At 65.6% G+C, this 20,722-nt stretch carries 21 protein-coding genes; 13 read left to right on the plus strand and 8 right to left on the minus strand.

The window, feature by feature from the left end; genetic code table 11:
- Positions 1 to 9: 9 nt before the first annotated feature.
- Positions 10 to 1,353, minus strand: coding sequence for a tryptophanase (locus tag ACNO8S_RS14290; protein ID WP_044952048.1), 1,344 nt, complete (start codon positions 1,351 to 1,353; stop codon positions 10 to 12).
- A gap of 162 nt (positions 1,354 to 1,515) precedes the next feature.
- Between ACNO8S_RS14290 and ACNO8S_RS14295 the strand changes: the two genes are divergently transcribed.
- The 8 genes from ACNO8S_RS14295 (at position 1,516) to ACNO8S_RS14330 (ending at position 10,719) form a co-directional block, all read left to right on the plus strand.
- Positions 1,516 to 2,199 (plus strand): class I SAM-dependent methyltransferase, encoded by a 684-nt coding sequence (locus ACNO8S_RS14295; RefSeq protein WP_014041500.1) that lies wholly within the window; start codon positions 1,516 to 1,518, stop codon positions 2,197 to 2,199.
- 73 nt (positions 2,200 to 2,272) lie between these two features.
- Positions 2,273 to 2,542: a DUF7573 domain-containing protein gene (locus ACNO8S_RS14300; RefSeq protein WP_420182147.1), complete on the plus strand. Its 270-nt coding sequence runs from the start codon at positions 2,273 to 2,275 to the stop codon at positions 2,540 to 2,542.
- 193 nt (positions 2,543 to 2,735) lie between these two features.
- Positions 2,736 to 3,695 carry an AAA family ATPase gene (locus tag ACNO8S_RS14305; RefSeq protein WP_420182148.1) on the plus strand — a complete coding sequence of 320 codons (960 nt, stop codon included), beginning with the start codon at positions 2,736 to 2,738 and terminating at the stop codon, positions 3,693 to 3,695.
- Positions 3,692 to 4,666: a DUF58 domain-containing protein gene (locus ACNO8S_RS14310; protein WP_420182149.1), complete on the plus strand. Its 975-nt coding sequence runs from the start codon at positions 3,692 to 3,694 to the stop codon at positions 4,664 to 4,666. The genes ACNO8S_RS14305 and ACNO8S_RS14310 overlap by 4 nt, the downstream gene beginning before the upstream one ends.
- Complete coding sequence (locus tag ACNO8S_RS14315; RefSeq protein ID WP_420182150.1) at positions 4,663 to 6,897, plus strand: transglutaminase TgpA family protein; 2,235 nt, start codon at positions 4,663 to 4,665, stop codon at positions 6,895 to 6,897. The genes ACNO8S_RS14310 and ACNO8S_RS14315 overlap by 4 nt, the downstream gene beginning before the upstream one ends.
- 44 nt (positions 6,898 to 6,941) lie before the next feature.
- Entirely contained in the window at positions 6,942 to 7,235 is a 294-nt protein-coding gene (gene yciH / locus ACNO8S_RS14320) for a stress response translation initiation inhibitor YciH (protein ID WP_004516073.1), read from the plus strand.
- Between the two features lie 249 nt (positions 7,236 to 7,484).
- Positions 7,485 to 9,797 (plus strand): CARDB domain-containing protein, encoded by a 2,313-nt coding sequence (locus tag ACNO8S_RS14325; protein ID WP_420182151.1) that lies wholly within the window; start codon positions 7,485 to 7,487, stop codon positions 9,795 to 9,797.
- 40 nt (positions 9,798 to 9,837) lie between these two features.
- Positions 9,838 to 10,719, plus strand: a complete 882-nt coding sequence (locus ACNO8S_RS14330) for an EamA family transporter (protein WP_420182152.1) — start codon at positions 9,838 to 9,840, stop codon at positions 10,717 to 10,719.
- A 5-nt stretch (positions 10,720 to 10,724) separates the two neighbouring features.
- On the opposite strand, the gene ACNO8S_RS14335 is transcribed toward ACNO8S_RS14330, so the two are convergent.
- Positions 10,725 to 10,889, minus strand: coding sequence for a DUF7331 family protein (locus ACNO8S_RS14335; RefSeq protein ID WP_004590650.1), 165 nt, complete (start codon positions 10,887 to 10,889; stop codon positions 10,725 to 10,727).
- 122 nt (positions 10,890 to 11,011) lie between these two features.
- On the opposite strand from ACNO8S_RS14335, the gene thiD reads away from it, so the two are divergent.
- A complete protein-coding gene (gene thiD / locus ACNO8S_RS14340; protein ID WP_420182153.1) occupies positions 11,012 to 12,388 on the plus strand; it encodes a bifunctional hydroxymethylpyrimidine kinase/phosphomethylpyrimidine kinase in 1,377 nt (458 codons plus the stop codon).
- A gap of 75 nt (positions 12,389 to 12,463) precedes the next feature.
- Positions 12,464 to 13,099 (plus strand): DsbA family oxidoreductase, encoded by a 636-nt coding sequence (locus ACNO8S_RS14345; protein ID WP_050037171.1) that lies wholly within the window; start codon positions 12,464 to 12,466, stop codon positions 13,097 to 13,099.
- 42 nt (positions 13,100 to 13,141) lie between these two features.
- On the opposite strand, the gene ddh is transcribed toward ACNO8S_RS14345, so the two are convergent.
- Together ddh and ACNO8S_RS14355 are read right to left on the minus strand one after the other, a co-directional pair.
- Entirely contained in the window at positions 13,142 to 14,068 is a 927-nt protein-coding gene (gene ddh, locus ACNO8S_RS14350; protein WP_420182154.1) for a D-2-hydroxyacid dehydrogenase, read from the minus strand.
- A 62-nt stretch (positions 14,069 to 14,130) separates the two neighbouring features.
- Entirely contained in the window at positions 14,131 to 14,307 is a 177-nt protein-coding gene (locus ACNO8S_RS14355) for a hypothetical protein (RefSeq protein WP_014041510.1), read from the minus strand.
- Between the two features lie 165 nt (positions 14,308 to 14,472).
- Between ACNO8S_RS14355 and ACNO8S_RS14360 the strand changes: the two genes are divergently transcribed.
- Together ACNO8S_RS14360 and ACNO8S_RS14365 are read left to right on the plus strand one after the other, a co-directional pair.
- Positions 14,473 to 15,567 carry a sulfite exporter TauE/SafE family protein gene (locus ACNO8S_RS14360; RefSeq protein WP_014041511.1) on the plus strand — a complete coding sequence of 365 codons (1,095 nt, stop codon included), beginning with the start codon at positions 14,473 to 14,475 and terminating at the stop codon, positions 15,565 to 15,567.
- 4 nt (positions 15,568 to 15,571) lie between these two features.
- Positions 15,572 to 16,009 carry a universal stress protein gene (locus ACNO8S_RS14365; RefSeq protein ID WP_050007490.1) on the plus strand — a complete coding sequence of 146 codons (438 nt, stop codon included), beginning with the start codon at positions 15,572 to 15,574 and terminating at the stop codon, positions 16,007 to 16,009.
- A 27-nt stretch (positions 16,010 to 16,036) separates the two neighbouring features.
- Here ACNO8S_RS14365 and ACNO8S_RS14370 read toward each other — a convergent pair whose 3' ends face one another.
- From ACNO8S_RS14370 to ACNO8S_RS14385, 4 genes are all read right to left on the minus strand, one after another.
- Entirely contained in the window at positions 16,037 to 16,555 is a 519-nt protein-coding gene (locus ACNO8S_RS14370; protein ID WP_420182155.1) for an HPP family protein, read from the minus strand.
- 94 nt (positions 16,556 to 16,649) lie between these two features.
- Complete coding sequence (locus ACNO8S_RS14375; protein ID WP_050037174.1) at positions 16,650 to 17,417, minus strand: glycerophosphoryl diester phosphodiesterase membrane domain-containing protein; 768 nt, start codon at positions 17,415 to 17,417, stop codon at positions 16,650 to 16,652.
- 62 nt (positions 17,418 to 17,479) lie between these two features.
- Complete coding sequence (locus ACNO8S_RS14380) at positions 17,480 to 17,827, minus strand: thioredoxin family protein (RefSeq protein ID WP_129755710.1); 348 nt, start codon at positions 17,825 to 17,827, stop codon at positions 17,480 to 17,482.
- 77 nt (positions 17,828 to 17,904) lie between these two features.
- Positions 17,905 to 18,465: a sugar O-acetyltransferase gene (locus ACNO8S_RS14385; protein WP_151103895.1), complete on the minus strand. Its 561-nt coding sequence runs from the start codon at positions 18,463 to 18,465 to the stop codon at positions 17,905 to 17,907.
- Positions 18,466 to 18,709: 244 nt separating this feature from the next.
- Between ACNO8S_RS14385 and ACNO8S_RS14390 the strand changes: the two genes are divergently transcribed.
- Entirely contained in the window at positions 18,710 to 20,686 is a 1,977-nt protein-coding gene (locus ACNO8S_RS14390) for a DUF460 domain-containing protein (protein WP_420182156.1), read from the plus strand.
- The last annotated feature ends 36 nt before the right edge of the window (positions 20,687 to 20,722 follow it).

A 20,722-nucleotide genomic window follows, 5' to 3' on the forward strand; every position in this document is an offset into this window, starting at 1 on the left:
CGAACGACCCTACGCAACGGGCTCGAGTTCCGCTGAGAAGTGTCTGAGTTCTTCCATCGGTGGCTCCCAGACGATTTTCAGGCCAGTGTACTCGTCGCGACAGTCGCGAACGCGAGCAGCGGTCTCCGCGATGTGTTCGAGGTGTTCTCGCCAGTACGTCCGGCGAGGAAGGGCAAGCCGAACGAGTTCTGGGCGGTCGGTGCCGGGGAAGGCAAACGAACCGAGTTCGACTGTCCGGACGCCGCCTTCGCGGTAGAGTTCGCAGACGAGCCGCTGCCCGGGGAACTGGTCGGCGGGGATGTCCGGGAGCAGGGCGGCCGCATCGATGTAGACGGCGTGGCCGCCGGTCGGCGTGACGATCGGGATATCGCGCTCACGCAGGAGGTCGCCGAGGGTCGCGACCTGTTCGATCCGCTCGGCGACGTACGGCGGTTGGACCGCTTCCCGCAGACCGGTAGCCATCGCTTCAAGATCACGACCTGCGAGGCCACCGTAGGTCGGGAACCCTTCATACAGGATCGCGCGCTGTTTGCACCGTTCAAACAGGGCAGCGTCGCGGACTGCGGTGAACCCGCCGATATTTGCGAGTGCGTCCTTTTTCCCACTCATCGTGATTGCGTCCGCGGGACGCAACTGCTCGCGAGCGATCTCACTGAGTGGCGTGTCGGCGTATTCGGGGTCCCGTTGCTTGATGAACTGTGCGTTTTCGGCGAACCGGCAGGCGTCAATGACGAACGGTACGTCGATTTCCGTGGCGAAGGCGGCCGTCTCGCGGATGTTCGCCATCGACACCGGCTGGCCGGCGGCGGAGTTGTTCGTGATCGTCAGGACGACAGCCGAGACGGCGTCCTGCCCGTACTCCTCGACAGCGTCCCACCCCCGATCTGTGTCGAAGTTTCCGGCAAACGTCCCGACGCTATCAGTAGTCAGGTCTGTCTCTGCCGGGCAGTCAACCGCGATAGCGCCCTGGTTCGTTACGTGTGCGCGGGTGGTGTCGAAATGCGTGTTGTTGAGCACGACGTCACCCTCGTCCAGTAGCGCCCCGAACAGGACGTTCTCCGCGCCGCGGCCCTGATGTGTCGGCACCACGCGGTCGAATCCCATCACGTCAGCGACCGCCTCACGGAAGCGTTCGAACGAGCGCGAACCGGCGTAGGCCTCGTCCCCGCGGACCACGTCCGCCCACTGGTCGTCGCTCATCGCGCCAGTCCCCGAATCAGTCAACAGGTCGATAAAGACATCATCCGCAGCGAGGTTGAAGACGTTGTGTCCGGCTTCGCTGAGCGCGGTCTCACGTCGCTCACGGGGCGGAAGCTGTATCGACGTTACCGATTTAGCCTTGTACGAGCGCATGCTGTGTCGCAGTACGCCGATTGACTTATTCCCCATCTGATATTTTGTGTACAGAGGTGGGCTGAGATGTCCATCACCAGACGGGTACGGCTATCGGTGGACACGTCTTTCTGGCAGGCTAAAATAGCGGGCATTTTGAGGCCAGAACTGCTGGAGGGACGTATGAGCGTTCGCGAGGAATTCGACGCGTGGGCGGCCGAAGGCAAAGACAGAGGGATGGAAGACCGGCACTGGCACACCGCCAAGCACGTCCTCGCCCGGATGCCGGTCGAACCGGGCGACACGGTACTCGACCTCGGTACTGGCTCGGGCTACGCGCTCCGTGCGCTCCGTGACACCAACGACGCCGGTCCCTGCTACGGGCTCGACGGGTCACCGGAGATGCTCCGGAACGCCCGCGAGTACACGGACGACAACGGTATCGGGTTCCTGCGTGGCGACTTCGACGCGTTGCCGTTTGCGACCGACAGCATCGACCATGTGTTCTCGATGGAGGCGTTCTACTACGCCAGTGATCCGCCACACACCCTCGAAGAAATCGCGCGAGTGCTGCGACCGGGCGGGACCGCCCACATCGCGGTGAACTACTACGAGGAGAACGTCCACTCCCACGAGTGGCAGGAGTTCATCGACATCGAGATGACCCGCTGGAGCGGCCCGGAGTACCGCGAGGCCTTCCGCGAGGCCGGCCTAGCCGTTGCGTCGCAGGACACGATCCCCGACCGCGAGGTGGAGATTCCGCCGGCAGATGCGTTCCCCACGGACGAGTTCGAGACCCGCGAGGCGATGGTCGAGCGCTACCGCGAACTGGGGACGTTGCTGACCGTCGGCGTCGCCACCGAATAACGAGGTAGGCATCAGAGCACGGCGTCGGTACGACCGACAGGGTATTTTGTGACCGCAACCAAAACCAGGGTGTATGGCCGAAGACGCCTCGCTGGAGGACTTTCTCGACGATAGCAGCGAGAGCGAGGACGAGGGGGACGACGGTATTTCTGCGGGAGACGATACTGTAGGGATGGAGAGCGAAGCCCCCGATTCCGGAGCCTCGACTGACGCGGTCGACCCGGCCGTGACGACGTACGCGTGGTCGCCCGAGGGAGCGGCGTGTGACGAGTGTGGCGAGGTCGTCGAGCGCCGGTGGACACAGGACGGGCTCCTCGTCTGTGGGGCCTGCAAGTGCTGGTGAGCCCCGCTACCGGCCACAGAGCGGATGTGTGTGGACCTCACGCATCCACAGAGTTACATGCCATCACGCCGTAGACGCGGCTACAACTGAACGGCCCGGAGGATGTGGCACCCACACAAGACACTTACTGGTCGACAGGGCAGACTATCCCACCAGTCCCCGTGCCAAGCCGTCGTCCCACGAGACCGCGACTATGACAGACACTGACACCTCACGCAGTCAACAGTCGGACAGTCCCCTCCGTGACGCGACACGCGTCGCCAATCAGGTGATCGAGAACGTCGAGCAGGTCATCGTCGGGCAACACGACGCAATCGAGCACATCGTGACGGCGGTGCTCGGCCGCGGACACATTCTACTTGAGGACGTCCCCGGCGTCGGCAAGACGATGCTGGCCCGCTCCGTCGCGGCCTCCTTCGACGGTGAGTTCAAGCGCGTCCAGTTCACACCGGACCTCCTGCCGACCGACGTGACCGGTGTCAACATCTACAACCAGAAGACCCAGGAGTTCGAGTTCCGGCCCGGCCCCATCTTCGCCAACGTCGTCCTCGGCGACGAGATCAACCGTGCACCGCCGAAGACGCAGTCGGCGCTGTTAGAGGCGATGGAGGAACAGCAGGTGTCCGTCGACGGGACCACACATCCCGTGCCACAGCCGTTTACCGTCATCGCCACGCAGAACACGGTCGAGCAGAACCGGGCCTACGACCTTCCGATGGCCGAACTCGACCGGTTCATGACGAAGCTCCACCTCGGGTACCCGGACGAGGCGGCGGAGACGGAGATGCTGGGTGACGTGGTGGGGCAACATCCCATCGAGGAACTCACGTCGGTCGCCACCCTCGAAGCGCTGTCCGCCGCTCGGGAGACGGTGGCCGACGTGACCGTCGAAGAGCCCATTCGCTCGTACGCGACCCGGCTGGCGCGGTACACGCGGGAGAACGCACAACTGGGCGTCAGCCCGCGAGGGAGCATCTCGCTGCTGCGGGCGGCACAGGCCCGGGCCGTCCTCGACGGCCGCAGCTACGTCATCCCCGACGACATCCAGACGGAAGCGCCGGTTGTCCTCCCACATCGCATCCGCACCGAGAGCAGCGAGCAGAACGCCCGGGAACTCGTCGCGGAGGCGCTCGATACCGTCTACGTCGAATGAGACCGACACGCCGCGGTTTCGCCGTCCTCGCCGTCGCTGTCGTCGCCCTCCTCGTCAGTGCCAGATTCGGCCAGCCCGGGCTCACCGCTGTCGCCGGCCCGCTGTTCGTCGGCGTGTTCGCCGCCGCCGTCCAGGTCCGCTGGAGTGGCGCGCCGACTGTCGAGCGGAGCCGCCTCCGCCGTGGCTTTCCCGGCGAGACGAAGCTGGTCGAGTTCCGCGTCGACGGCAGCGGCATCGCGACAGTCACCGACCGGCTCTCCGAGGGGTTAGAGGGGGAGACGACGGTCACCAGGTCCCTGCCGGCGACGGTGACCTACCGGGTCACCTATACGGCCCGGGGCGAGCAACGGGCCGGCCCCGTCGAGGCGATGGTGACGGACGCGCTGGGACTCATCAGAGAGCGCTACACCATCGAGAGCAGGACAGCCGTACTGGTGTATCCGCCCGTTTACCGGCTGGGCGGGACGGACGCGTTCGCGCGAACGTTCACGCCGGAGAACGAGGACCGGCAGTCGTTCGACCGGCTTCGGGAGTACGTCAGCGGCGACTCGCTGCGGGACGTCCACTGGAAGTCAAGCGCCAAACGCGAGGACCTGCTTGTCAAGGAGTTCACTGACAGCCGAAGCGACCGGACCCTGCTCGTCGCTGCTGAAGCCCGCGAGGGGCACGCCGACGAGATGGCCGCGGCGGCGGCAACCATCGCGATGGCCGCGCTGGAGAGCGGTCTCGCGGTCGAACTCGCCGTCCCGAACGGGACAGTCGAACAGGGGTACGGCGACACCCACCGGACGCGACTGCTCGAACTGCTGGCCCGGACCGACGCGGGCCGGACCGACCGGGCGGACGACGCCGACGTGGTCGTCACGGCCAACGGCGACGGCGTCACTGTGTCGGTCAACGGCCGCCGGCAGTCCTTCGCCGACGTGACCGCCAGCCGAGACAACCCCATCGCGGGCGAGGTGAACGGATGAGCGCCGCCGTCGTCGAACGAGTCCGCCGCCGAGTCCCGTGGAGCGGGTCGCGGATACTGGCGCTGCTTGCGGCGGCGCTGGCCATCGGTGCGCCGCTGCGGACGATGTACTATCTCAGCGACGTAGTCGGCGACCCGACGCTGTTTCTGGCGCTCACCGCGCTCTCGCTCGTCGGCGCGACGCTGCTGGCCCGCGTGCTCAGACCGCCCCTCGCGGTCGGTGTCGGCGCGGTGCTGTTCGCCGGCGGGCTCGGCGCGTACATCCTGAACCTCTCGACGGACCCGGCGGTGACGGAGCTGCTGGCCGACACCGCCGCTCTGCTGACCGGACGGTCACTGCTCCAGATTGCCAAGGTCAGGCTGTGGGTGCTGTCGTTCGCGCCGGCACCGGTGTTTCTGACCTGGTACTTCGCCTTGCGGCGCTGGTACGTGACGGCGACGGTGGCGGCCGGCACGGCGCTGGCGTTCTTCGCCCTGACGACCGACGCCGGCGTGGTGACGACGCTGCTGGGCGTGGTCGGCATCGCGGCGACCATCGGCTTCGGGACGCTCGATACGCTGTCGGCGGACGAGCCGGCGGACCTGACGAAGCGACCCGATGCGATGTCCGGCAGCAGCGAGACGGGACAGACGGACGACGACAGCGAGGGCATCGACGCCGGGCGGCGAGCCGTCCTCGAACAACTGGCGGCGATAATCGTCGTCCCGGCGGCGCTCTCGCAGGTCCCGATCACCCGGGATAGTTTGCTGTCGTACGATGATGGGTCGGACGGCCAGACCGTCGAAGGGAGCCTCTTCGACGCCGGGGAGTCCCTCTCGGTGCTCGGGAGCATCTCGTTGACGCCGGAGATACGGTATACGGTCGAAAGCGAGGAGCCGCGCTACTGGCGAGTCGCCTCCTATGACCGCTACACCGGCAACGGGTGGGTGCGGACGGGCAACCCCCGCCCGTACGACGACCAGCGCCTCGACTCGCCTGAGGGAGAGACCCGGACACTTCGACAGGAGTTCCGGGTGGAGTCGACCATCGGGACCGTCCCGGCCGCCTGGAAGCCCGTTCGCTACTCAGGGGAGCCGTCGGTACTGGTCTCCAGCGAGGGCGGGTTCCAGCCTGACGGTACGCTGTCGACGGGCGACAGCTACGAGGTCAGGAGCGAACTGCTCGTTGCGACGCCCGACGGGCTGCGCGGGGCCGGCACTGACTACGACGACGCGACCGCGGAGCTGTACACTCAACTCCCCGACAGCACGCCGGATCGGGTCGCCGAACGGACGTCCATCCTCACCGCGAACGCCGAAAACCCCTACGAGACGGCACTGGTCGTCGAGCGGTGGCTCCAGGAGAGCAAGGGCTACTCGCTGGAGGTCGACCGACCCGACTTCAACGTCGCCGACGCCTTCCTCTTCGAGATGGACGAGGGGTACTGTGTCTACTTCGCGACGACGATGGTGACGATGCTCCGGACACAAGGCATTCCAGCGCGCATGACCGTCGGCTACACGTCCGGCCAGCGCATCGACGAGAACCAGTGGGTTGTGCGCGGGCTCAACTCCCACGCCTGGGTCGAGGTGTACTTCCCCGACCAGGGCTGGGTGCAGTTCGACCCGACGCCGTCCGGGCCGCGCGAGGCGGTCAGGCAGCAGCGTATCGAGGAGGCGAGTTCGGACGAATCGTCACCCACTGTCGGCGACGACAACCCGGTCGAACAGTACACGCCATCCGACACGTCGACACCCGCCCCGCTGACCGAGACCGACGAAACCGAGGCCGAGCCGACTGAGACACCAACGGCCACAGAAACCGACACGCCAACCGGCACTGCAAGGGAGCCGGGCACGGGCGACGATGCGGGGCCGAGCCTGCCGGACCTCCCGTCACGCGAGGAGATGACGCTCGGCGTCGTTGCACTGCTCGGTATCGCGGCGGGCGCGCGTCGGTCCGGCCTCAGCGGGCGAGCCTACCGGGCAGTGTGGCTGCGCTACCAGCGCCGCGTGGACCCCGAGACCGACATCGAGCGAGCGTTCCAGCGGGCCATGTACGTCCTTGCGACGGAACACCGGGACCGCGAGAGCGGTGAGACAGTCCGGGCGTATCTCGACGCGATAGAGGCCGACGACCGGGTCCGTCGGCTGGCGGCGCTACGGGAACGACTCCGGTACGGCGGCGAGGTCGACGAAGCGGTTGCCGACGAGGCCGTCGAAATCGCTGATAGAATCGTCTCCGCCCGGTAGTCCCCGACAGTGTTTAATAGGTCGTGTTCGTAGGCGCGATTGTAATGTCGGAAGTCTGCTCGACGTGCGGGCTGCCTGAGGAGCTCTGCGTCTGTGAGGACGTCGCTAAGGAGTCCCAGGAGATTAACATCCGCATCGACGAGCGCCGTTACGGGAAGGAGGTAACGATTATCGAGGGATTCGACCCGAAAGACGTCGACATGGACTCGCTGTCCTCAGACCTCAAATCGAAGTTCGCCTGCGGTGGCACTGTCGAGGACGGGCAGATAGAGCTCCAGGGCAATCACACGGGCCGCGTCGAGGATTTCCTCCGCGACAAAGGTTTCAACGTCGCCTGAACTCCTGACTGCCAACGGTTCTCGTGAGAGCGCCGTGGCAAGCCACTGCTGTGACCTGCTCGCCAGCTTTTCAGTCTGGTCTGCTCGCGAGTGTTCGCTGCGGCCGGCCACGAGTGGTTCAGGTCTGGCTGTTTTTTTACCGTCGTGGGCGCTTCTGGTAGCGACCGGTCGAGACAGATTTTGTTTCATGATACCAGCACCCATAATCGGCGGTCAACTATTTCAACCACGGGGAGGTAACTGTTTGCAATGTTCGTTGTACCCCGACGGGTGGTGGCCGTCGGACTCGTGGTCCTTCTCCTCGGTGGGGGATTCGCGTCGCTCCCGGTGGCGGCGAGCGCTGACCACGGGGCGGTGACCGGGGCCAGCGTCGACACAGCAGTCGGCGGAGCCAGCGAGAACAGTACGTATCAGGCTGATAGGACGTCAGAGCAAGACAGTGGTGGGACAGGCGAGACAACGGCCACTGCCGAGGCAAGCGGTTCGCTAGCCCGGGTCGGAAGTGCCGAGACACACCGTCGACGGCCGCGGCGACAGGGTGGGAACACTGCCGGAGGGGCCGTCGCGATGGCGGCCAGCATTGAGACAGGGACAGCCACGTCGGGTGCGACACAGACCGACGACGGCGACGTGATTCAGCAGACACAGACCTACGCGCGCATACCGGAGGAGCCGGGCGAAGTCGCGGTGACCCTGACCTACGAGGTTCCGGACCGGGTCGTCGACCTCGAAACACACGTCCCAGCGGAAGCGACGGTGACTGACACCGACGGGTTCGAGCGCGTCAACGAGTCCGTCTACGAGTGGGAAGAAACGACGGATACGGCGACGGTCAGCTACCGCATCAACCCGAACCGGACCATCGAGAAGAGCGGTCCGGAGGGGGCCGAGGGCCGCTATCTCAGCGTCGATACGGGCGACTGGGCGCTGCTCACGCGGTCACGGACGCCGACGCGCTGGCGCTACACTGGCCAGGACCCCGTCAGGTACAACCGGACACTCCGGACGGCAGGCCCGGGTGCGGCGGGCGAGGAGATCGTGTACCTCGGCGAGGTAGCGACCTTCGAGGAGACGGCGCACAACCAGACGTTCACGCTGGCTATACCGGAGCGGGCGACGATGACGGCCTCGCCGATTTCGGTCCTCGACTCGATGGCGAACGCGTCGAACGCCCTCCGGGTCGGTGACCGTGACGAGCAGGTGTTCGTCGTCGCCGCGCCGTCCGAGGCCGTCGAGTGGGGCGTCGAGGGGTATCAGATCGGTGACGCAGATATGTGGGTCCAGTCCCGCCAATCGCTGGATACCGCCAACAACGTCTGGCTCCACGAGTACGTCCACAGCCGGCAGGCCTACGAGACGACGCGGGAGACGCGGTGGACGGTCGAGGGCTGGGCGACGTACTACGCCGCTGTCCTGACGCTGGAACAGGACCGGATCGGGTTCGACGAGTTCCGGGCACAGCTCGCAGCGGGCGGACGCCCCGTCTACAGCGACGTGGCGCTGACGGACCGGTCGAGTTGGACGAACGACGCGAACTACAGGAAGGGCGCGCTGGTAGCCGGGCGGGCAGACGTCCATATCCGCTCGGCTACTGACCGCAACAAGACACTCCAGACTGTGTTCCAGTCGCTAAACGGCTACCGCGACCCGGTCACGCAATCGCAGTTCCTCAGCGAGGTCGAGGCCACTGGCGGGGCAAGCGTTCGGAACACGACCGCGACGGAGACCGAAACGACAACAACGGTGGCGATGTGGAACGAGACGACGCACCGGCGGTTGTTCGGTGCGATCCCCGCCCGTATCGGCTACAGCCTCCCACCGGTCGACCGCGCGGACGCCTACCGTGCAGACAGTCTCTACCGGTCGGACGCACCCGTCGGCGGGAGCGAACCGATCCGGCTGGCGACCAACGAGACGCTCGCGGTCGACGCGGTCGTCGAGAACGCCGGCGGTGATGCGGGAGCGTACAACGTGACGCTCGCGGTCAACGAGACCGTCGTCGCCGCGAAACAGGGCCAGATCGAACCGGGGGAGCGGACCGAGGTCGAAGTGACACACACGTTTGCCGACCCCGGCCGATACGTGATCAGTGTCGACGGCGACACCGTCACTGTCGTGGTGACGGAACCGGCAGCGGCCAGCGTCACTGACGTCACCGCGAGTCCGCAAGAAGTCAGGCAGGGGGACAGTGTGGACGTGACCGCCACTGTCGCCAACGACAACGAGATTCCGGGGACAATCGCGGTCGAGTTCCGCCGCAACGGCACCGTGTTCGCGGAGCAACGGCTGTATCTCCCGCCACAGGCGACGACGACAGTCGTGCGGACGGTCACCCTCGGCGAACTCGGAACAGTCTCGCTGTCGGCGGGTGACGGACGGACCGCGACGGCGGTCGAGGTGGTCGTCTCGACCGAAACAGCCGAACCAACGTCGACGCCGACGGAGCGGCTCACAGACACACAGACGACAGCCGGCGAGGGCAACGGCAACGGCTTCACCGCGCTCGTGGCCGGTCTCGCGGTGTTGCTTGCGGCCCTGATCGCCCGTCAGCGCGGTTCCTGACACGAGGCCGAAGGGAACAGTTATTGCGGTCGGCTAGCCGTTGTCAACCGTGAACGTCGGAATCGCGTACGCCGTTCTGTCGGCGCTGGTGTTCGGGGTGTACCTGTTCGTGATGAAGCGGTGGTTCACCGAGTATCCGTCGCCGGTGTTCCTGTTGCTTACGTACAGCCTGGTCCCCATCGTCTACCTCCCCATCGTCTTCGTCAGCAACGAGCCCTTCCTCCCGGCGGGCAACCGCGTCAACGTCCTCTCGTCGGTTCTCGCCGTGACGGCGGTGACGGCGGTTGGACTGCTCACCCTCTTTCGAGCGATCCGCGTCGGCGAAGTCTCCTACGTGTCGCCGATCAGCAAAATCGTTCCCGTGTTCGTGTTACCGCTGGAAGTCGGACTGCTGGGCCAGCATCTCTCGGCGCTGCAGGTCGGCGGTGTCGGCGTCGCGACCGCCGCCGTCTACGTCGCGAACTGGCAAGGCACAGCGTTGCTGGCCCCGCTCAAGCGGGCCCGGAAGTCCCGGCCCGCACAGCTAGCCTTACTGTCGGCTGCGGCGTTCGCGCTCGTCGATGTAAGCAAGCGGGTGCTGATGCAGGAACTGGCCGTCGAACCGACGACCTACATCCCGGTGATGGCCGTCGGCATCGCCGTCTTGATGACGCCGCTCGCGTTCCGGTATCAGGTCCCGCCGGGATGGCGGGGGGACCTCCCGAAGTTCGTCGTCGCGGCGATGTTCGTCGCCTACGCGAACCACATCGTGTTGCTGTCCTTCCAGTTGCTCCCGGCGAGTATCGTCTCACCCATCGTCAACGGGCAAGCCATCGTCGCCGTTATTCTGGGCGCGATTGTTCTCGACGAAGCGCAGTTCCGAGCACGCCTGGCCGCTGCGGGGCTGGCTATCGTCGGTATCGCGATGATATCGGTCGGGTAGAAAGGTTAGGCCGACTTTCGCTCCGAGGAGCAGCCGACCTGTACCGCATAGCTGGATTGAAGCCACGCGGTCGGGTTCTCGGTGTCGTAGACGACGACATCGCCGCCGCCAGTTGTGAAGCTGCCGTACTGCTCGTCGGAGTCGGTAGTATCGCGCGACGCTGGTTCCATTGTGGTACAAGGGCACATCCGACACAGTAACACATAAATGTTTCTCAAATGTAGTATGGAGTAATATTAGCATACTAGGATTTGGCCGCGTAGTTTCGTCCGACTGAGAGACCAGCACCGATATGTGGCCGCCGGTGAAGTCATCAGGTATGACACGAGCGGACGCCCCAGTGACACCGCCAGTCGTGCTGACCGTCGCCGGCAGCGACTCCGGTGGCGGGGCCGGTATCCAGGCCGACGTCAAGACCATCGAGGCCTGTGGCGGCTTCGGGACCAGCGCGATCACCAGCATCACGGCACAGAACACCACGGGCGTACAGGGCCAGCATCTGCTCCCGATTGAACAGATCGAGGCCCAGATCGAGGCGGTCACGGGAGATTTCGACGTGGCCGCGGTCAAGACGGGGATGCTCGCGACGAGCGACGTCATCGACCTGGTCGTGGAACACGCTGCCGACCTGCCGAACCTCGTCGTCGACCCGGTGATGGTGGCGGCGTCGGGCGACCGGCTACTGGCCGCCGAAGCCGAAGACGCCTACGAGACCCTCATCGCCGAAGCGACGCTTGTCACACCGAACGCTGACGAGGCCGCCGTCCTGACCGGCCGCGACGTCGACGACCCCGAGGCCGCGGAACGAGCGGGCCGCGATATCATCGAGATGGGGGCCGACAGCGCGCTCGTGAAGGGCGGCCACGTCCCGGGCGACGCCGTGGTCGACACCCTCGTGACCGAGGACGGGGTAACGACGTTCCGCCACGACCGCATCGACACCGAGGCCACCCACGGTTCGGGCTGTACGCTGTCCTCTGCCATCGCGACACAGTTGGCCCACGGCGACGACCTGCCGACGGCAGTCGGAGACAGTATCGACCTGCTTGCGAGCGCAGTCCGGTACAACCTCGACGTTGGTGAAGGCCCGGGTGCGGTCCACCACCTCGTCCAGACGCGCAACGACGCCGCACGCCATCCGACGAACGAGGCCGTCGAGCGGGTTGTGTCGGCGCTCGTCGAGGCGGACGTGTCACCGCTGGTCCCCGAGCGGGGGATGACCGTCGCCGGCGCGACGCCCTACGCGGAGACGCCGGACGCGGTCGCCGCCGTCGAGGGCCGCATCGCCCGCACGATGGACGGCGTCCGGCCGAACCGCGGCGTCCGCTTTGGCGCATCGACGACGGTGGCTCGTGCCCTGCTGGCCGCCCGGGAGCACGACCCAGCGGTCCGGTTCGCCGTCGACTGCCGACTGACCGATGCCATCGAGGACGCGCTGGCGTCGCTGGACGGCTCAGTCGCTACGTACGACCCCGACGAGCAACCGGACGAGGTTTCCGACGACGCCGCGGCACAGTGGGGCATCGACCGGGCGTTCGGGACCAGCGACGGAACGCCGGTCGCCGTCGTCGGCCGCGAGGGCGTGGGTACCGACGGCCGCGTGATGCTGCTCGCAGCGGACGTCGACGACCTCGTCTCCCGGGTGGAGACCATCGGGGACGGCGCGTAGCGGGCCGGTCGGTCGTGCGCTGTGTCGACACAGACGGTGACCGCGTTTAACCGCGAGCAACGCATACCCGGACGTATGAGTGAGACACAGTCGAGCGAGCGGATCACGGTCTTCTCGGACTACGTCTGCCCGTTCTGTTATCTCGGACGCGAATCGCTCAGGCAGTATCAGTCGACGCGCGAGGAGAAACTGGAGGTCGACTGGCACCCCTTCGACCTCCGGAGCGGGAAGCGCAACCCCGACGGCTCCATCGATCACTCCGTCGACGACGGCAAGGACGAGGACTACTACGAACAGGCCAAGCAGGGCGTCCGTCGGCTCCAGGATAAGTACGGCGTCGAGATGGATCTGGATATCGCCACCGACATCGATTCGCTGCCCGCCCAGATCGCCTCCTACTACGTCAAGGAGCACTACGACTACGAGACGTGGCTGACCTTCGACGTGGCCGTTTTCGAGGCGCTGTGGCAGGACGGGCAGGATATCGGCGACGAGGACCTGCTGGTCGACCTAGCCGAGGACGCGGGCGTCGACGGCGACGAGATCCGGTCGGCGCTCGCGGACGACGGCCTCCGGTCTGCGGTCCGCGAGAAGTTCACGGCGGCCAAGCGCCAGGGCATCACCGGCGTCCCGACGTTCGCGTACGACGGCCACGCCGCCCGCGGCGCGGTCCCGCCCGAGCAGCTAGAACGGCTGGTCGAAGGCACCTGAGCGGCGCAGCCGGTCGCTGTACTCGAATAGCAGGAAGCGAACTTACGCGACGCGGTTCCGCAGTGGTTCGCCGTGTGTGACCCGTTCGATGTTTTCTTCAACGAGTGCTGCGATGTCCTCGTGATACCGACTCGTGGACGCGGCGACGTGTGGCGTCACGATGGCTGACTCGTGGTTCCAGAGCGGATGGTCGCCTGGGAGCGGTTCCGCCCAGTGGGCGTCGAGGGCTGCCCCGGCAATCGTCCCGTCGTCGAGCGCGTTCAGCAACGCGTCCTCGACGACGACAGGCCCACGGGCGACGTTGACGAGGTAGCTGTCGGCCCGCATCTGCGCGAGCAAAGCGGCGTCGACCATGCCTTCGGTTTCTACGGTGAGCGGACAACACAGCACGACGAAGCGTGCGTCGGCGACGGCGGCGTCCAGTTCGTCGGGTGTGTACACGCGCTCGACGTTCTCGGCGGGGTCACCGGAGCGGCGAACGCCGACGACCTCCATCCCCAGTGCGTCGGCCCGGTCAGCGATTCCCTGGCCGATGGTGCCCAGACCGACCACGCATACCTGCTCGCCAGTCAGCGTGAACGGCGCGTCGTACGGTTCCTGCGTCCAGTCGTTGTCGCCCTGTCGGTCCCGGTAGACGTGGAGACGGCGAGCAAACGCCGTCAGATAGCCGACGGCGGTTTCCGGGACGGTGTCGCCGTGGATACCAGTGCTGTTCGTCAGTACCGTCCCGGCCGCCTCGTAGGCGTCCACGTCGAACTCGTCGTAGCCCGCACGGATGCCGTGGACCCAGGCGGCGTCCAGAAACGCCTCCCGCGGAGAGAACGTGACGACGCAGTCACTGGTATCGAAGGTTGCGTCGTCGCCGACAACTTCGACAGGGACGCCGAGCCCCTGTAGCGCGGCGACCATCGCCTCCAGCGGACAGGCCTTCGCAACTGACTCGTGAACAGTGATTCTAGCGATATCCATGTCCGTCCCTGCGGCGGGGACAGTATAGTCCTTTTCCGGAACGCGGCGAAATGTCGAACCGATCAGTCCCAGCGGCTTTCGAGCGCGTCGACACGCATCTCGATGTAGCGGCGGGACCACCGCTTCGAGAACCGTCGCAAGGCTCCAAAGAGTCCGTCTGTGTCCGCGGCGTCGGCAGAAACGTCTTCATCGTAACTCGACCGGCCGCCCGACTCCATCGGTCCCTCTGGAAAACTCATAACGATATGTGTTACCACGGGCTGTGAAATAAATATTAGGGATATTAGGCCACCGGAGACCTCGTGTGTTTTTGCCGTCTTCGCGTATTTATGCCATCATTTTTGAAACAAGTACAGACAACAAGGGATTTAAGCGATAATTAACAATGCTGGCTTCACGCGTCAATGACCACGTCGTCACCGTCCAGTCGACTCCAGAAGGGGTTTCTCAAGTACCAGCACGTCTTCGTGTTTCTGGCACCACTGCTGTTCGTCGTCGGTGTGTACACCGCCGCACCGACGCCCGCCGACGCGGGCACCGGCTACTGGTTCGAGTACTGGTGGCTCTGTATCGCCTTCGTCACTGGTGCAACCATCGTCAACACGGTCGGTATCAGCGGGTCGGCCCTGTTCGTTCCGTTTCTCATCTTCATCTTCCCGCTACTAGCCGGAGAGACGCTGACACCGGAGACACTGGTGAAGGTCGGGCTCATCAGCGAATCGTTCGGCCTCTCCAGTTCCGCACTCGCGTTTATCCAGTACGGGCTCGTCGACCGACGGCTCGCGCTGAGCCTCGTCCTCGGGAGCGTGCCCTTTGTCATCGCCGGCGCGCTACTGTCGTTTGTCATCCCGGAGCCGCTGTTTCACGCGTTGCTCGGCATCGCTCTGCTGGCGGCGTCGTACTTGCTTTTCAAGGCTGACCTCGGCCACGAGGAGCCGGGCGCGGCAGGCGACAGTGACCCGGAGGTATCGGCTGATGGGGGCGACGCGACACTCCCCGACGACGACAACAAGCTCGGCCCGGCCGGCGTCGAAACGGCCGACGACGGAGCAGTGACGCGCGTCGACCGCGACGGCAACGACTACGGCTACACGCGCGGCGGCTATCTCGAACGCTTCGCGAACTACAGCATCGGCGGCGTCTTCCAGGGACTGGCCGGCTTCGGCGTCGGCGAACTGGGCATCATCTCGATGCTCCGGACAGAGGTCCCTGTCCGGGTCGCCATCGGCACGAACCACATCGTCGTCGCGACGACGGCCGTGCTGGCGTCGCTGGTTCACGTCTTCGGCGGCGGCCTCGTTCCGGGCGCGCACTCGATCGACCTCGCGTCGACGCCGTGGAACATGGTCGTCTGGACCGTGCCCGCGACCGTCACCGGCGGCCAGATCGCACCGTACGTCTCGACCGCACTGGATACCGGGACCATCAAGAAGTTCGTCGGCGGGCTGTTCGCAGTCATCGCCGTAGCGCTGTTCCTGATGGCGACGGGTGGTGTCTAAGACGATGTACGACACGATCCTCCTCCCGACCGACGGCAGCGACGGTATCGGTGCGGCCGCGAGGCATGCCGGAACGATTGCAGGTCGGTTCGACGCGACAGTCCACGTCCTCTCGGTCGTCGACACCCGCAACCGGTTCGAGAGCCCGTCGAGCGGTCTCTCGACCGACGCATGGATCGAGGCGGAGCGGGAGCGCGCAGGGACGGCCATCGATGCGACCGTCGCCGAGCTACCCGACGACGTTTCGGTCGAGACCACACAGCGAGAGGGCGTCCCGAAGACGGAAATCGTCGACGCCGTCACGGAGATTCCGGCGGACCTCGTCGTGATGGGGACCCACGGCCGGACCGGACTGGACCACTATCTCATCGGCAGCGTTGCAGAGACGGTCGTCCGCGAATCGCCGGTGCCGGTGCTGACCGTCCAGCTGTCGGACGAGTGAGCACGGTACAGGGGCCAGTGTGACGCATCAGCCATCGACCAGGGCTGTCCGGGACGGATCAGTAGCTCGGTGGTACGCTGACAGCACGAGCGCGTGGAACGCGACGAGAACGCCGACACCGACGACGATGACTGCGACCTGCAGCGGCGTCGAGAGCAGCCCTAAGGAGACGATGAGCGTCGTCGCGCAGGCCGGTGCGTGGACCGTATCTGTTGCAATCATCCCCCAGCTCGTCACGACGAGCGAGAGGGTCGCGCTCGCGACGAGGCGGAGCCCGGCCATCGAGAACGCGGTCGGGTCCGCGACGAGTGAAACGCCGCCAGCGAGCAGGCTGTACGCGAACAGCCCCGCAACGCCGCCGATGAGATGGCTCGCGACGACGCTGCCCAGCCCCGTCCGGTCGCCGTTCCGCTGGAAGGACAGGATGAACGCCGAGGGGCCCAGACTCGGGAAAATGAACGGCTGGCCGCTCGCCCACGCGAGCGTCCCGAGAACAACGAACAGCACACCAGCGTACAGGCTTGTCCCGACCCGATGCCGTCGCATTGCTCCCGGTAGGAAACTGGACGGATAAGACAGTCACGGTCCGACAGAGCGCGCTGTAGTCCCGAGTGGGGACAACAGCGGCCAGCGGCTCCAGTCAGAGAGCGGCCATCGACGTATCGTCCTCGCTCGGGGCCGACGGCGGCCTCCCGTCACGCTCACGGAGTTGCTCGAACGCGACCGCGATAATCGCCGTGCCGTACAGCGACGCCAGTGGTTGGATGACGATGGTCGGAAGCTGCGAAGTCGGCCCCGAAAGCGCCAGCGCGCCGACGAATCCGATGACACCGCCGACGAGCGCCGCGGCGGTACCGACAATTAACAGCAGTCCGAACAGCGCCAGCCGGTTGCCCTCGGTGAGCCGATAGCTCTCTTTGAGCGCCGCGACGAAGTTCCGGTCTTCGACGATGACGTACGGCATCATGAAGATGAACGCGACGTAGGCGAAGATGCCAGGGATGAGGAGCAGGACCGACCCGATGAACACCAGTAGACTGTAGACGATTCCGCCGACGAACACGTTCACCATCGCCAGCGGTACGTTCCGAGTGAGCGCTCCCGTGGGGAAACTGTCACGCGCTCCGGCAGCGAACGTCCGGAAAGACACGATGGTGAGATACAGTGAGACCACAGAGCCAATGGCGATACCGGCACCAGCGACATTGAGCGAGATGTCGAGGGTCAGCGGCAGGGCTGCGGCGATCTCGCCGTATCCCATCCTGGTGTAGGTCGTCGCCACGATCGTGTTGAACAGTGCTTGAAAGCTAGCCATCAGGGCGAAAAACGCTACGAGTAGTATCGCGCCGGTACGACTGAACAGCCGATACCCCGCCTCTTCGAGGACGGAGCCGATTTGGAGGGCCATCAAGGGAGCGCTTCGACAAGCGGGGACATAAGTGTTGTCTCAGTGTGAGAAGGCCACTCGGTTCACGCGTCCGATTCCGACCCGCTTTCGACGAACTCGATTAGCTCCTCGGCCGGGACGAACCCGTCGGCACGGCGGTCGATAAGCTCCCCGTCAGCAAACAGCAGGAACGTCGGGACGCTCCGCACGTCGAACGCGTCGACGGCATCGAGGTCGCGTTTGGGATTGAATACGACGACTGTCGCGTCGGTGGCTTTCGCGGCGATGTCGAGTATCGGCTCCATCGACTTGCAGATTGTACAGCCGCTTGTCCGGACCATCGCCAGTACGCGGTCGGCCGTCGCCAGCACGTCGTCGAGTTCGTCCCGCGTTTCGACCGTCCGAACGCCGTGTTGCGTTGTCGTGTCCATACGGACAGTACGTGCCACAGCGCGAAGAACCCCGCGACGGGCCACGTCTGTTCAGCCCTGGCTGCTACATGGGGCTGTCACTCCTCGATCTCCCGCACGACCGATGCGGGGTTCCCCTGGACGACGACGCCGGCAGGGACGTCGTCCGTGACAACCGCGCCGGACCCGACGACGGCGTCGTCGCCGATGGTGACGCCCGGATTGATGACCGCCTGGCCGCCGATCCAGACGTTGTGGCCGATAGACACTGGCTTTCCGTACTCGACGCCGCTGCGTCGTTCGTCCGGGTCCAGCGGATGTGTCGCGGTGTAGATGTGGACGCCCGGCCCGAGCAGGCAGTCGTCGCCGATGTCGACCCGGCACACGTCCAGCACGACGCAGTCGAAGTTCGCGTAAAAGCCCTCGCCGACGTGGATGTTGTCGCCGTAGTCACACCGGAAGGGCGGTTCGACGTGACAGTCCGCACCGACGGAGCCGAACAGGTCCTCGATGAGTGCCTGTCTGGTGTCGGTGTCCGATGGATCGGTCCGGTTGTACTCCCGGGTGAGTTCGTTCGCGCGCTCGCGAGCCGCGACGAGTTCTGGGTCGCTCGCGTCGTAGTGCTCGCCCGCGAGCATCTTCTCCCGTTCAGATACCATGCCGACCTACCTCCGAAGTCTCTCTCGCGGCGTAGCGAGGGATGGTCATAGTGGGCCGTCGGAGCGCCCTGATAAGAGGTGTTGGGGTCAACGATCCCGAACAATAACCCCCTCCGCAAGCCAGTTGAACAATCCACGCTGGGTGGGGCTTTCTGGCTGTTCGAAGTCTCACTCACGTACCGAAACAGTGCCCATACTGCTAGCCCGGAACGGATTTATAGTCGACCGTCGCCTACCATGGTTCGTGAACCGCACGGCAGCGCTCGACGCAGTCGTCTTCGGTGTCGACATCCAGAGCGGCGACGTGCGCGGAGACGCGCCGTCGTACGCGCTGGTGGTCTTCGACGGGGAATCAGTCGAGCGAGACGTGGTCTCGCGGCGGAAGCTCCGCCGGCGTATCGACGACGAGGAGCCGGCTATCGTCGCGACGGACAACATGTACGAACTCGCCGAGGACAAAAACGCCCTCATCCACTTTCTGGGGTCGCTCCCCGACGAGACGAAACTGGTGCAGGTGACCGGCGACGAGCGGCCGGAACCGCTCTCACGGGTCGCCAAGCGCCACGGCGTCCCCTACGGCAAGGACCCGATGGAGGAGGCCGAGGCCGCGGCCCGGCTGGCCGCCGCCAACGTCGGTCAGGAAGTGTCGGCGTTTACCGATACGACGGAGGTGAAGGTCTCGCGGGGCCGCTCGACCGGGAAAGGTGGGTGGTCAGAAGACCGCTACACGCGACGCATCCACGGCGCGGTCCGGAAGCGCGCCCGTGAAATCGAGTCCGAACTCGACGCGGCCGGTCTGGAGTACGAGCGGGACGTGACCGAGAAGTACGGCGGCTTCTCGAACGCCGTCTTTCTGGTGTCGGCACGACCGCAGGACATCCCTGTATCGAGAGCGCGTTCGGGCGACACACGCGTCGAAATCGAGCGCCAGCGGCGGGACGGCATCGAGTTCAAGCCGCTGGCGAAACGGCGCGACCACGTCGTCGTCGGCGTCGACCCCGGGACAACGACGGCTGTCGCCATCGTCTCCCTCGACGGCACTGTACTGGATGTATACTCCTCGCGAACCGACGGCACCGCCGCGACGACGGAGTGGATTATCGAGCGCGGGCGGCCCGTCGTCGTCGCCGCCGACGTGACGCCGATGCCCGAGACCGTCGAGAAACTCCGGCGCTCGTTCAGCGCTGCCGGCTGGGAGCCCGATACGGACCTGCCCGTCGACGAGAAGAAACACCGGACACGCGAGGAAGCCTACGACAACGACCACGAGCGCGACGCGATGGCCGCCGCCCTCTACGCCTTCGATCACCACGCCGACCAGTTCGAGCGCGTCGCGAGCAAGGTGCCGCCACAGCACGACGTGGGGCCGGTCATCGACCGCGTCGTCGCCGGCGAAGAGAGCGTCGAGACGGTGCTGCGTGACCTCGAAGACGACGACGGCGAGGCCGAAGAGGACACGGCTCACGAGCCCCGGGAGCTCACCGACGACGAGAAGGAGATCAAGCGGCTGAACGCCCGCATCGAACGGCTCGAATCACACGTCGACGACCTCAAGGAGACGATCAAGCGCAAGGACGACCAGCTCGCCGAGAAGGACAAACAGCTGGAGAAGGCCCGCAGCGAGGGCCGGCGCGAAGTCAGGAAGGACCGCGAGGTGACGCGGCTCCAGCGGCGCAACGAGGCCCTCGAACGGAAAGTCGAGGAAGAGGAGGAGAAACGCGAGGCGCTTTCCGACAAGCTCGACCGGCTGAAGGCGCTGTGGAAGCTCGACCACTCGAACTTCGCCGACGTGTCGGAGAAACAGGAGGGGCTCACCCCGGTCAAGGTGGTCAAGCAGTTCACCAAGGACGCCATCGCCGACGCCGACGAGCGGTTCGGCCTCGTCGAGGACGACATCGTCATGTTCCGGGACGCCTCGGGCGCGGGTCGCTCGACGGCGCAGCAGTTGGCCGACATCGACCCGAAAATCGTCCTCCGGAACGGCAATCTCTCCGATATCGCCGATCAAGTGCTGTTCGACAACGACATCCCCGTCGCGCCGGCGGAAATGGTCACCGTGCAGGAAGTGGACGAACTGGCCGTCGCCCGCGAGGGCGAAATCGAGGCCGCAATTGAGGACTGGGAGGAACGCGCTGCCGACCGCCGGAAGGAACAGAACGCGGAGATGGTCGACCAGATCATCAGCGAACACCGGGCCGACCGGCCGACAAGCGAGAACTAGGCGCTGTCCGGGCTGTCGGCGGACAGTAGCTGTATG

The organism is Haloarcula sp. KBTZ06, from assembly GCF_048595605.1.
Taxonomy (GTDB): Archaea; Halobacteriota; Halobacteria; order Halobacteriales; family Haloarculaceae; genus Haloarcula; species Haloarcula hispanica.